This is a genomic window from Oscillatoria sp. FACHB-1406 (assembly GCF_014698145.1).
In the GTDB taxonomy this organism is placed as follows: domain Bacteria; phylum Cyanobacteriota; class Cyanobacteriia; order Cyanobacteriales; family Spirulinaceae; genus FACHB-1406.
This window is the reverse complement of sequence record NZ_JACJSM010000018.1, coordinates 29,711-42,054: the sequence shown is the minus strand read 5'-3', so window position 1 is coordinate 42,054 and position 12,344 is coordinate 29,711. Positions and strand designations below refer to the sequence as shown.

Annotated in this window: 11 protein-coding genes; 7 read left to right on the top strand and 4 right to left on the bottom strand. The window is 48.8% G+C overall.

The window, feature by feature from the left end:
* Positions 1-69: 69 nt before the first annotated feature.
* The gene (gene gyrB / locus H6G50_RS16870) at positions 70-2,565 is read right to left on the bottom strand and encodes a DNA topoisomerase (ATP-hydrolyzing) subunit B (RefSeq protein ID WP_190718659.1); all 2,496 of its coding nucleotides are present in this window, start codon (positions 2,563-2,565) and stop codon (positions 70-72) included.
* Between the two features lie 413 nt (positions 2,566-2,978).
* Between gyrB and H6G50_RS16865 the strand changes: the two genes are divergently transcribed.
* The 3 genes from H6G50_RS16865 (at position 2,979) to miaA (ending at position 5,642) form a co-directional block, all read left to right on the top strand.
* A complete protein-coding gene (locus tag H6G50_RS16865; protein ID WP_190718656.1) occupies positions 2,979-4,058 on the top strand; it encodes a peptidoglycan-binding protein in 1,080 nt (359 codons plus the stop codon).
* Between the two features lie 193 nt (positions 4,059-4,251).
* Entirely contained in the window at positions 4,252-4,749 is a 498-nt protein-coding gene (locus H6G50_RS16860; protein WP_190718653.1) for a hypothetical protein, read from the top strand.
* Positions 4,746-5,642, top strand: coding sequence for a tRNA (adenosine(37)-N6)-dimethylallyltransferase MiaA (miaA, locus tag H6G50_RS16855; protein WP_190718650.1), 897 nt, complete (start codon positions 4,746-4,748; stop codon positions 5,640-5,642). Before H6G50_RS16860 ends, miaA begins: the two co-directional genes overlap by 4 nt.
* 10 nt (positions 5,643-5,652) lie before the next feature.
* Here miaA and H6G50_RS16850 read toward each other — a convergent pair whose 3' ends face one another.
* Positions 5,653-5,988, bottom strand: a complete 336-nt coding sequence (locus H6G50_RS16850) for a helix-turn-helix domain-containing protein (RefSeq protein WP_190718646.1) — start codon at positions 5,986-5,988, stop codon at positions 5,653-5,655.
* A 125-nt stretch (positions 5,989-6,113) separates the two neighbouring features.
* Between H6G50_RS16850 and H6G50_RS16845 the strand changes: the two genes are divergently transcribed.
* The 4 genes from H6G50_RS16845 to groL all read left to right on the top strand — a co-directional run bounded on the left by H6G50_RS16845 (position 6,114) and on the right by groL (position 10,822).
* Complete coding sequence (locus H6G50_RS16845; protein ID WP_190718643.1) at positions 6,114-6,980, top strand: SDR family oxidoreductase; 867 nt, start codon at positions 6,114-6,116, stop codon at positions 6,978-6,980.
* A gap of 599 nt (positions 6,981-7,579) precedes the next feature.
* A complete protein-coding gene (locus H6G50_RS16840) occupies positions 7,580-8,182 on the top strand; it encodes a hypothetical protein (RefSeq protein WP_190718640.1) in 603 nt (200 codons plus the stop codon).
* Positions 8,183-8,806: 624 nt separating this feature from the next.
* Positions 8,807-9,118: a co-chaperone GroES gene (gene groES, locus H6G50_RS16835; RefSeq protein WP_190718637.1), complete on the top strand. Its 312-nt coding sequence runs from the start codon at positions 8,807-8,809 to the stop codon at positions 9,116-9,118.
* A 75-nt stretch (positions 9,119-9,193) separates the two neighbouring features.
* On the top strand, positions 9,194-10,822 hold the full coding sequence (gene groL / locus H6G50_RS16830; RefSeq protein WP_190718634.1) for a chaperonin GroEL: 1,629 nt from the start codon (positions 9,194-9,196) through the stop codon (positions 10,820-10,822).
* Positions 10,823-11,055: 233 nt separating this feature from the next.
* Here groL and aroH read toward each other — a convergent pair whose 3' ends face one another.
* Entirely contained in the window at positions 11,056-11,424 is a 369-nt protein-coding gene (aroH, locus tag H6G50_RS16825; RefSeq protein WP_347239951.1) for a chorismate mutase, read from the bottom strand.
* A gap of 88 nt (positions 11,425-11,512) precedes the next feature.
* Complete coding sequence (sppA, locus tag H6G50_RS16820; RefSeq protein WP_190718628.1) at positions 11,513-12,337, bottom strand: signal peptide peptidase SppA; 825 nt, start codon at positions 12,335-12,337, stop codon at positions 11,513-11,515.
* Positions 12,338-12,344 lie beyond the last annotated feature (7 nt).

Sequence of the window (12,344 nt, the reverse complement as noted above, 5' to 3'; positions counted from 1 at the left end):
TCCAAAAAAAAGGAGTAAATCGAGAGATTGGAGAGCTTCAAGACGATTAAAGCTCCCCGATGGTGAGTGTTAAATATCCAACTCAGCGAGGTTTAATTTGGGTCCGTAGGTTTCAATGAACTCGCGACGGGGTGCGACGCGATCGCCCATTAATACAGTAAACACGCGATCGGCTTCGGCTGCATCTTCAATTTCAACCCGCTTAATCGTCCGGCTTTCGGGATTCATGGTTGTATCCCAGAGTTGCTGCGGCATCATTTCCCCTAAACCTTTAAACCGTTGGATGGTGTAGTTGGCGTTGGCGGGGAATTGCGCGATCGCTTGTTGCAGTTCGCGTTCGGTGTAGCAATATTGATGGTTGCGTCCGCGTTCTAATTTATAAAGCGGCGGACAGGCAATATAAATATAGCCGCGATCGACCAAATCCCGCTGATAGCGATAGAAGAACGTCAGCAACAGCGTGCGAATGTGCGCCCCATCAACGTCCGCGTCGGTCATGATTAAGATGCGGTGATAGCGCAGTTGCGCCGGATCGAATTCTTCGCCTTTAATCCCCAAACCCAAGGCAGCAATTAAGGCTTGAATTTCGTTATTTTTGTAAATTTTGGCATCGTCGGTTTTCTCGATGTTCAAAATTTTACCGCGTAAGGGGAGGATAGCTTGGAAACGGCGATCGCGACCTTGTTTTGCACTATTGTGAACGAAAATACCGCTCGCTAGCGCAAAGTTATGGGTATGCGGAACTTCGATATCGTAAACATCGACGCGATCGGTCAAATGTTCGATAGAGACAATACGGTGATTGTAATTCGCGACGGCTTCTAACACTTTCTCGGTTTCGCCATTAAAATAGCGATCGCACGTTACCGAAGTTTCCGATCGCATTTCAATTTCCTGCGTCGATAGCCACACTTCCAACTGCGGATCCCAAAGCCTTTCTCCTTCGTCCGATACCTTACGATACAACGGCATCAAAGAATCATCAGGTGTTAACTCCGCTGCCGGTTTATAACTTCCATCCCGCAGCATGAAACGATGATCCGGCGTACAAACTAACACTTCTCCATTATCGAGAAGCAGCCGAACAACTTCTGCGCTAGCCTTCGTCATCCGCGCGTTAACGATACGCTCGATGCCGATTTTTCCATCGTGACGAATTGTATAGCAGAAGTTTTGCTTGCCGCTCGCTTCTTCTGCCACCAATTCTTTAAAACTGAGATTGCGCCCGTCAGCTAATGCGACCAAAGTATCGCCATCAAAACAGCCGCCCGCCGAATCGCCCTCCACGATAAAGATTTCCGATTCGCTCGGATCTCGCGAACTGCAATCGGCTAATTTCCCCGGTAAAGGCGACGATTCCAACACCGATTTGCGCCGTACCAAATCTCGCGCCCGCCGCGCCGCTTCGGCTGCTTTGAACGATTGAATCGCTTTCTCTAATACCGCATCGGCAACTTGCGGATTGAATTCAAAATATTCGTTGAGAACTTCCCCAACTAAAGAATCGACAATGCCTCGAACTTCGGTATTCCCTAACTTGGTTTTAGTTTGCCCTTCAAATTCTGGGTCGGGAACTTTAACAGATATAACTGCTGTTAAGCCTTCGCGAACGTTTTCTCCGCCTAAGTTCGGTTCGTTATCTTTGAGTTTATTTCGCTTGCGAGCGATGTTATTCATCGTCCGCGTCATGACGGTTTTTAGCCCTTCTAAATGAGTTCCCCCATCAATAGTACGAATGTTATTGGCGAATCCTAAAATGTTATCGCTGTAGGCATCAATGCACCATTGAAAGGCAACTTCGATCGCGACTCCATCCCGTTCGCCTTCGACATAAATAATATCTTGATGCAGGGCTTCTTTTTCCCGCGTCATGTAGGTGACATATTCTTTGATGCCGCCTTCGTAGCAGTAGGTTTCAACGCGCTCTTCTTCAAGGCGGCGATCGCTAAAGGTAATCTTAACCCCTGCATTTAAATAAGCCAATTCCCGCAAGCGTCCGGCGAGGGTATTGTAATCAAACTCGATGCCATCGGTGAATATTTGCGTATCGGGGAGAAACGCAACGGCAGTTCCAGTGCGATTTTTCTGCTTATCGGGAGTGACTTCTAAGTCCGTGACGGGAATGCCGCGTTCGTAGCGCTGGCGATGACTTTTATTATCTCGCAAGACCGTTACTTCGACCCATTCCGAGAGGGCGTTAACGACAGAAACGCCGACACCGTGAAGTCCGCCGGAAACTTTATAGCCGCCGCCGCCGAACTTTCCGCCCGCGTGTAAGATGGTCATTACGGTTTCGAGGGCGGATTTACCGGTTTTGGGGTGTTTGTCGGTAGGAATCCCCCGTCCGTCGTCAGCAACGCTGACCGAACCGTCGGGCTGAATATCGACCTCGACATGGGTACAATACCCCGCTAAGGCTTCATCGATCGCGTTGTCCACAACCTCGTAGACTAAATGGTGGAGTCCCCTCGGTCCGGTGGAACCGATGTACATTCCGGGTCGCTTGCGAACGGCTTCAAGACCTTCTAGAACTTGAATTTGCTCGGCGCTGTAAGTGCTTGTCATGAAATTTCTCCAACAATCGTGAGGAGCCGAGTCGGGACTCCTTTATGACAAAATCTTTAAAAATTCTAGCACAAAAGGGTTACTGCCTGCATTAGAGGCGTTTCAGCGCAACTTTCTTGGGGGGATGCACCCTCCCTATTTTGCCGAGATTGAAGGGGTGAGGGTATTGAGGGGCGAGGAATGAGTCGGGTTTGCCGTTGATGGTTGGCGATTGCAGCGTTTAGAAGCGGGATCGCTGCACTAAAAGTCAAAATTACCTAAGAATTCTAACACAAAAGGCTTCGCTGCCTGAAAAGCGCAGATTTAAAGAAAAAATCAAGCTTGACCGGATTCTATGGAATTGACGTTGAGGGAGCGGCGGAGGAAGATAGTGAGGAAAACATGGAGCGATCGAAATCAAAAGGGCAGGAGTTATGGTTTTTAATCCAGTTGCCTTGAAGTTATATACTCTTCAAAAAGGGTCGAGGGGCGATGCAGTCGAGGCTTGGCAGCGATTTTTACTCGATAATAAGTATCCTGTCGGTGCGGTTGATGGCGGCTATGGTAACGTTAGTACGCTAGCAACGCGCAACTATCAGGAAAAAAATGGCATCTTTGCTACGGGTGTCGTTGATATTCCGACTTACACTAAAGCGCTAACGCAAGGTTTTGTGTTTTATGTTGCTAACATTACAGCGAAAATGCTGCTGAGTTATATTAACTTTGGGGAAGCACAGGTTAAAGATCTCCAGCAAAGCTTAAACGCGATCGCATCCCTCAAACCCGCCTTAACCGTCGATGGCGACTTCGGTTCGATGAGTACGCGCGGTTTAGCCGAAGCCTACCGCCTCCAGTCTACTAACTTGCGATCGCTCCTCGCTCAACGCCTCTCCGCCGCCACCAAACAAAAGCTTGGCGCAGACTTAAACCCCGCCCTCGATATTTTCTGCGAATACGCGCGGCGACAGCGACAGCGATTGAGTGGTCCTCATTGGGTGAACTATTTCCCCGCCAGCAACTCCATCGATACCCTTGTTTCCCCCTTCCGCCAAAAGGTGCAAGCTTTTGAACGCGCCCTGCGCGAAGCAGGCGCAACTATCCAAGTCAACAATACCTATCGGCCGCCGGAACGGGCCTACATGATGCACTATAGCGTCAAGCTTAAAAACGGCGACATCTCCCCTACCGACGTTCCGGGAATGCCTGGGATTGATATTTCCTGGGTTCATTATACCAATGCTATATCCCTGCAAGCGGCGCGAGATATGGTCAATGCCTTCGATATCGGCGATAATCCGGCGGCCTTGCGATCGCGCCATACCCAAGGACTCGCGATCGATTGGGTGATTAGTTGGACGGGAACGATTAAAGTGAAAAATGCTAGCGGTACTCTCGTCACCATCGGCGAACCGCGATCGGGCGGCGAAAATCGGACTTTGTGGACGGTTGGTGCATCCTACGGAGTCGTTAAACTAAGTTACGATCCCCCCCATTGGTCGAGCGATGGGAATTAATAATGAATAATGAATAATGAATGGGGGAATTATGAATTATGAATTATGAGTGATGAATGGGGGAATTATGAATGATTAATTTAGCCCTTTTTAATGGGTGTAGGGGCGAATGGCATTCGCCCTTCTTGCTAAAAATATTCCGAGATTCCGGAACTTTAATCTCGAGACAACATCTTAACTTTCGACCCATTGAATGAAGATTGAGTTCGCTATGAAACTCACCGCGATCGCGTCTGCCACTTTCTTAACCTTATCGCTTTCTTTCACGCTTGCCTCGACCGCAAAAGCCGACGAACTGACTCAACCTTGCCGCGCTTCTTTAGATGCGAGCGGACAGGTTGACGAAGAAACCAATAACTGCCCGCTGTATACAAAAAACTTTTCCATCATCGGCACTTTTGCGAGTGAAAGTTGGCAAGCTTCATTCAGTCAGTGGGAGCCCGGTTACTATGTTCTCCATTTAAAAAATAAGAGTAGTGGTAGAACATTAAACCTTGCGGGTTTCAATGTAGGCGGTACGACAAATCGACCTCAATATCGATTCGAGGATGAGGATAGTCACGGCACTTTTATCGTCTCCTTCCGCTACTCAGATGCGAATACCATCCGCTTAGAAACTTTCTATAAAAATCATCCTCTCGACAATCAATTGCTAACTCGCATCTCAGAGCGAGTTCTAGGCGGGCCATGAATTCTCCCCTAATTGTTATTTGCGGCGCGACGGCAACCGGAAAATCTGGTTTAGCCCTCGCGATCGCGCAACGTTTAAACGCGGTAATTATCAGTGCCGATTCTCGCCAAATCTACCGGGAATTCGACATCGGCACTGCCAAACCTACCCTCGAAGAACAACAACTCGTTCCCCACTACCTTATCGATATTTGCGATCCCACCGAAACCTTAACCCTCGCCGAATATCAAACTCTGGTTAACAATTCTCTCCCCCTCTCCCCGTCCCCCCATCCCCTCCTCGTCGGCGGAACGGGACTTTATATCAAATCCATCGTCAAAGGCTTAAAAATTCCCCGCGTCTCCCCACAACCCGAATTAAGATTGAGTCTGCAAACTTTAGGGCAGCCGCAATGCTATGCTTTTTTACAACAAATCGACCCTTTTTCTGCAAAAAAAATTCACCCTAACGATACAGTACGAACGTTAAGAGCGTTGGAAGTTTTTTACGCGACCGGAAAGCCAATTTCCGAACAACAAGGCGAATCGCCCCCTAACTATCCTATCCTTCAAATCGGATTAGATTGCGATGTTCCTGCCTTAGATGCTCGCATTAAACAACGCACCGATACAATGATAGCAATGGGTTTTATTGAGGAAGTGGAAAGGTTAGGGATAAAATACGGTTGGGATTTACCCTTACTCGATACATTAGGCTATGCGGAGATCGGGCAGCATTTAAAAGGAGCAATTACTTTAACTGAAGCGCGAGATTTAACGGTTCTACATACGCGCCAATTTGCGAAACGCCAACGCACTTGGTTTCGTGCCTACCCAGAAATCGAGTGGTTTAATGCGGATAGTCCCGATTTGTTAGAAACAGTCTGGCAGCGAATCGTTAGCTTTTTGTTGTGAGTATTAAAAATTAAGACCGATAAGCAAAAGGATATTCAGGTTGTCGTGCTTTTCCCCAAGCACACATCAAGTCGGTAATCGGTTTAATAGATTCGCCGTCTGGCGTAAGCGAATATTCAACGCGAGGCGGTTTTTCTGGGTAAACATGACGGTAAATTAAACCGTCTGCTTCTAATTCCCGTAAGCGTTCGGTTAACACTTTTTGGGTAATTCCGGGTATCGATCGCTGCAAGTCGCTGAAGCGGTACGTTCCTTGCGATAACCACCACAAAATGACGCACTTCCACTTCCCACCGATCGCGTCGAGGGTGACTTCTACGGGGCAATGATACTTCTTCTCTGGCATCTTTTCTCAATTTTCAGTGAGTTTCCGTTTGGTAACGATTAATCGCTTGTGTTAAGTAAAACTAAAGCGAACCGAACGCTGTTCTAGTCTGTTTCAATTGTGTACCATTATCTGGAACCTCAGCCATGACCGAAACGATTTTAGTAACCGCCGCAAACAGCAATGTTGGGCGCGAAGTTGTTAAGCATCTCGTTGCAATGGGCGCTAAGGTACGGGCGGCAGTGCGATCGCGCGCTAGCGAACTTCCCCCCGAAGTCGAACGGGTTGAATTCGACCTCAATCGACCGGATACTGTGCGTTCTGCCTTCGCTGGTGTCAATAAAGCGTTTTTAATGACTCCCCTCGCACCGAACCTGGTTGAATTCGATTTAACCTGTTTGGAAGCGGCAAAAGCATCGGGAATCGAGCAGATTGTTAAACTTTCAGTAATGGGTGTGGATACTGAACCCGATCTGCTTTTAGGGCAGAGTCACGGAACTTCGGAAAGCGCGATCGCCTCTTCAGGTATTCCTTATACCTTTTTACGCCCGAACTCTTTCTATCAAAATTACATCATTTATACCAGTGCCAGTATTAAAGCCGAAAATGCTTTTTATCTCCCTCTAGGCGACGGCAAAATTAGTTTCATCGATATTCGCGATGTTGCTGCTGTTGCTGCACGGGTTCTGATGCAAGGGGGTTATCAAGGTCAAGCTTACACCTTAACCGGCTCAGAAGCTCTTAACAATTCCGAGGTTGCGAGTATTCTTTCTGCGGTATTGGGGAGAACAATTACCTATGTCGATATCCCGCCCGAAATTGCTCGTCAAGCGATGCAAAGCAACCAAATTCCCGAAATACAAATTGATATGGTTTTAGGGTTGTACGATCGCCAAAAAGCCGGAGATTATGCAACAATTTTACCGACCGTGCAAGATATTACTGGCAAACCTCCGATTCCCTTCGAGCAATTTGTTCGCGATTACGTTGATGCTTTTAAGGTTGAATATTGAAGCGATTTAATTGATCCCAAAAAGCTAACCCGCCTAACTGCCCAATTAGAAAAACATTGCGGCAAGCGGCGGGTTCCGAAACGAACGATGGTAATGAACGATTATTTGATGTTACTCTCTAACTAAAGTTTTACTTTTTTCTAGCAGTATTCCTTCGGTTTTTTTGCATCTTAACGCCGTTTCAGGTGTGATGATTATGGCTCTTACTCGGAGCTAGCTTAAAGCATCCCAACCATTTGTTTCAACTCATTATTACAGTAAACAACAAATGCTAGGCGAATAAGAATCCATCTTCTGTTGTGTTAATGATGCGGGTTTTGGCTAACAGTGCCGGAATTTACTGCCCAGACCCCAAGCCGGAAGCACAAGCTTGAATCTGATTGTTTTAGCGAAGTTTCTTTTGCCTTCGTTGTGCTTACTTATTAAGTTAGCATTCTTTTTGGGTGGCGATCTATCCTTTGATTAATCTTTACAGTTCGTAACGCCCTTAAATATTTGCTTAATGTTTCGTAGAGATCGGCGAGGGTTGTCGGACTTGAGGTGGGTTCCCTCAAAATTGCCTGCGGTCTGGAGCTTACAACTGCTAAGGTAAAGAGGATGTGACTGCTAAGGTGAAGATGTTGCCTTCTTCTTCCGACACCCCGCTAGAAAAATTAACTGACTCCCAAGAGCAGCGGATGCAAGTGCAGAGAAAGCGGGACATTCTGCTGCTGATAGAACATTTAATCTATTCTCAAGAGACGACGGTTAAGATGATTCTGGATGCGCTCTACGATGTGGGTGCGGTGAATTGGATTGATGTTCGCTTTCAGGCACATCCGGTGAATCGCACGATGAAGTCGATCGCGCGACTGTCGAAACCCGCATTCAGAATGTTGGCGTTGCGCTGGTTTAAGCAAAATTGCCCGCAGCTAATCGTGAATTGGCTGTACTCGCAGGTGCAGTTTAAACCGGAAAAGCTGCCGAAAAAAATCGAGCAGACTCTGACAGAGAAGCCCGGAGAGCATAGTAAACTCTTGGTTGTGCGCGATCGCGAGGTGAAAGAGTTGCGATCGCAAGTCCGCCTGCTGACGGGAACTTTGGTAGCCGCGATCGCGCTTTTGGGCGGTACGAGTTTTTGGCTGGGGTATAATCTCCAACTCGTGCAGACCCAGCAAGTCAGCGCCCCCCTGACTAAAACCTCAGTCAGTAGCGATCGCTAGGATTGGGAAAGCTTTGTAGTTCGTAATTCGTAATTCGTAATTCGTAATTCGTAATTCGTAATTAACCCCTCATCCCTCACCCCTCATCATTCACAATTCACGCCTAATGTGCATTAGAAGCCGGAACTCCCATTCTACTGTTCTTTCTCCCCTCGCATTTTCCCCCTTTAGTAAGCTACTGTGTACACACATCTCGATCGCGGAACCGTTTCGGAACATTCCGATGTCTCAAGAGCCGATGGCTCGTTTCTCTTTCTCAATAAGCTTGAGTTGTTAAGAATCAACTCTGAATTGTGAAAGCCTTGCCTAGCAAGGCTTATACAGATTGGGGGTCTCAATTGTCTACTTGTGTGTACACAGTAGCTTTAGTAAGGGGGGTTAGGGGGGATCGGGAGAGGGGCCGGGGGTGAGGGATATCAATGCTTTCGGATAATTCAGCATTCATCATTCACAATTCATAATTCCGCATTCATCATTCTTCACCCCTCCCGGTTCGGATAACCGTACAACGCAAACTGTTGCGTCCTGTCGCCGCAATTCGCTACATTAGCACTCGGAAGGTGAGAGTGCTAAAACTTGCTTTCCGCTTACTTTAACTTCAGGAGTAATTTAGGAATAACCCCTATGGCAGCACTAAGCATTAACGTTTCTACCGTTACCCCCCTCGCCGATCGCGTCTTCGTGAAAGTTAGCGCTTCTGAAGAAAAAACCGCAGGGGGCATCTTATTACCCGACACTGCTAAAGAAAAACCCCAAGTCGGCGAAGTTGTGGCAGTTGGTCCCGGCAAGGTCAAAGACGACGGCAGCCGCGTTGCCTTAGAAGTCAAAGTCGGCGACCAAGTTCTCTACTCCAAGTACGCCGGTACTGACATCAAACTCGGCGGCGAAGACTACGTTCTCTTATCGGAAAAAGACATTCTGGCGGCTGTCGCATAATTTTTCGCGATCGCCCTCGGTCAAATCTTAACTTTAAAACCCTCACCCACTCCATTTAACCTGCATCCATAGATTATGGCTAAGAGCATTATTTACAACGAAGAAGCCCGTCGCGCCCTCGAGAAAGGCATCGACCTTCTCGCTGAAGCCGTTGCCGTGACCCTCGGCCCAAAAGGTCGCAACGTCGTTCTCGAAAAGAAATTCGGCGCGCCTCAAATCGTTAACGACGGGATCACGATCGCCAAAGAAATCGAACTCGAAGATCACATCGAAAACACGGGCGTATCCTTGATTCGTCAAGCTGCCTCGAAAACCAACGATGTCGCCGGAGACGGAACCACCACTGCAACGGTTCTCGCCCATGCGATCGTTAAAGAAGGCTTGCGCAACGTTGCTGCGGGCGCTAACCCGATCGCCCTCAAACGCGGTATCGACAAAGCCACCGAATTCCTCGTCGATAAAATTGCTTCCCACGCCAAATCCGTCGAAGATTCCAAAGCCATCGCTCAAGTCGGTTCTATCTCTGCCGGAAACGACGAAGAAGTCGGTCAAATGATCGCCGATGCGATGGATAAAGTCGGTAAAGAAGGCGTGATTTCCCTCGAAGAAGGCAAATCGATGACCACCGAGTTGGAAATTACCGAAGGGATGCGCTTTGAAAAAGGCTACATCTCCCCCTACTTCGTCACCGACACCGAACGCATGGAAGCGGTTCTCGAAGAACCCTACATCTTGATTACCGATAAAAAAATCACCTTGGTTCAAGATTTAGTTCCCGTTCTCGAGCAAGTCGCCCGCTCCGGCAAACCGTTAATCATCATTGCCGAAGACATCGAGAAAGAAGCCCTCGCTACCCTGGTTGTTAACCGCTTGCGCGGCGTACTCAACGTTGCTGCTGTCAAAGCACCGGGATTTGGCGATCGCCGCAAAGCGATGCTCGAAGATATCGCCGTTCTCACTGGCGGTAAAGTGATCACCGAGGATGCTGGCTTGAAGCTCGAAAACGCTAAGCTCGATTCCCTCGGAACCGCGCGCCGCATGACCATCACCAAAGACAACACCACCATTGTTGCTGAAGGCAACGAAGCAGGCGTAAAAGCGCGTTGCGAGCAACTTCGCCGTCAAATGGACGAAACCGAATCTTCCTACGACAAAGAGAAGTTGCAAGAACGTTTAGCTAAACTCGCTGGCGGTGTCGCTGTCGTTAAAGTTGGCGCGGCGACTGAAACCGAAATGAAAGACCGCAAACTTCGCCTTGAAGATGCCATCAACGCGACTAAAGCAGCGGTTGAAGAAGGCATCGTTCCCGGCGGCGGTACCACCCTCGCCCATCTCGTTCCCGAACTCGAAAAGTGGGCAACCGACAACCTGCAAGCTGAAGCCCTCACGGGTGCAATGATTGTCTCTCGCGCTCTGGCTGCTCCTTTAAAGCGGATTGCTGAAAACGCCGGACAAAACGGTGCGGTTATTGCCGAGCGCGTTAAAGAAAAAGACTTTAACATCGGTTACAACGCTGCTACTAACGAGTTTGTCGATATGTTTGAAGCGGGTATTGTGGATCCTGCTAAAGTGACTCGCAGCGCGCTGCAAAACGCCGCTTCGATCGCGGGTATGGTCTTAACGACCGAGTGTATCGTTGTCGATAAGCCGGAAAAAGATAAAGCTGCTGCGGCTCCCGGTGGCGGCGGCGACTTCGACTACTAATTATCCAAAGGCTGAATCGGTCTAAAAATCGATTTAAATTCCGGTCGAACGAAGGCAGTAAAATGCGCTTTGTTCGACCGGATTTATTTAGCAATTTATAGTTTTGAATTCCGAATTAGAGCGCTACTCACCGAAGAATGAACGCTCTCTAAAGCTGAAAGCATTGGCTGGTGGGCGCTGCCCACCCTACTTAATGTCCTAACCGATCTGCCTAGCGCTATTGACCATTATTCCTAACTCCAATCCGGGCGCAAATGCTTGGCGTTACCGAGGTAAACGTGAATCATTTTGCACTGAGGAAGGGGCGTGTTGATTTGGATGAGGACGCGAATACAGCGCTCTAGGCTCCCTTCAACGTGCATCTGCTGGCAGTCGAGGAGAGGGACGCTATCCCAATGGGGACGTTCGCGCGCGATCGCGGCGGGAAAGATGGCATCTAAATCGCGGGTGGCAGTGAATACGACGTTAACAATTTCTTCGGGATCGAGTTGATTGCGCTCCTCTAACTCGTCGATCAATTCCCGCACTGCGACTGCGATCGCTTCTTCTGTGTTTTCTGAAGCGGTTGTCGCCCCGCGAATAGCCCGAACTTTCCAATCCACAACACAATCCTCCACTGTTCTCATCTCGATTGTAAATTTTGCTGTGGGGATTTTTATCCTTTCTCAGTCAATCTCAACAATCTCGATTTTAAGGACGGTACAACCATAACGGCTGTCCGCTGGTACTCAGTTCAAATTCTACCCAGTTAAGGGCGCTGTGAAAGCGGGGTTTGCTTTGGGTTTGTCCGGAAAGCAGGCGCGAGAGGCGAGATTTTTTCTCTTCGATGGTGGTGCATTTGGTTTTTTCGGGATCCAGTCCGACGAGTTCCGCCGTCCAGCGGCGCGCGTCTTCTTCGGTTCCGAGGCGATCGATGACTCCGAGGGCTAGGGCTTGCTGTCCGGTGAAAACGCGCCCGTCGGCAAAGGTTTTGACGGTTTCGACGGCTAGGTTGCGTTCGCTGGCGACGGTTTCGACGAACTGTTGGTAGCTGGTGTCGATGAGTTCTTGGAGGATGTGGAGTTCTTCGGGGGTGGCTTCGCGATCGAAGGCAAGGATATCTTTATAAGGCCCGGATTTGACAGTTTTGAAGGATACGCCGATTTTATCGAGCAGGCGTTCGAGGTTGTTTCCGCGCAGAATTACGCCGATGCTGCCGGTAATTGTGCCGGGGTTGGCAACGATTTTATCGGCTCCTACGCCGACGTATACGCCCCCAGAGGCGGAAATGTTGCCGAAACTAGCGACGACTTTTACGCCTTTTTCGCGCAGGCGTTTGAGGGCGGCGTAAATTTCCTGGGAGTCGCCAACCGTGCCGCCGGGAGAGTCGATGCGGAGTAGGAGGGCGGGATATTTGGCTTCTTCAATGGTTTTGAAGGCTTTGAGCAGGCGTTTGCGCGTTTCTGAGGCGATCGCGCCCGTAATTTCAACTCGAGCAATTTGTTTGCGTTTCTTGGGTTTAAAAGGCCAAACCATTGAATAC

Coding starts and splice junctions, on each gene's coding strand:
- gyrB (WP_190718659.1), bottom strand. CDS start 2,565: ATGACAAGCACTTACAGCGCCGAGCAAATTCAAGTTCTAGAAGGTCTT.
- H6G50_RS16865 (WP_190718656.1), top strand. CDS start 2,979: ATGGTTTTTAATCCAGTTGCCTTGAAGTTATATACTCTTCAAAAAGGG.
- H6G50_RS16860 (WP_190718653.1), top strand. CDS start 4,252: ATGAAGATTGAGTTCGCTATGAAACTCACCGCGATCGCGTCTGCCACT.
- miaA (WP_190718650.1), top strand. CDS start 4,746: ATGAATTCTCCCCTAATTGTTATTTGCGGCGCGACGGCAACCGGAAAA.
- H6G50_RS16850 (WP_190718646.1), bottom strand. CDS start 5,988: ATGCCAGAGAAGAAGTATCATTGCCCCGTAGAAGTCACCCTCGACGCG.
- H6G50_RS16845 (WP_190718643.1), top strand. CDS start 6,114: ATGACCGAAACGATTTTAGTAACCGCCGCAAACAGCAATGTTGGGCGC.
- groES (WP_190718637.1), top strand. CDS start 8,807: ATGGCAGCACTAAGCATTAACGTTTCTACCGTTACCCCCCTCGCCGAT.
- groL (WP_190718634.1), top strand. CDS start 9,194: ATGGCTAAGAGCATTATTTACAACGAAGAAGCCCGTCGCGCCCTCGAG.
- sppA (WP_190718628.1), bottom strand. CDS start 12,337: ATGGTTTGGCCTTTTAAACCCAAGAAACGCAAACAAATTGCTCGAGTT.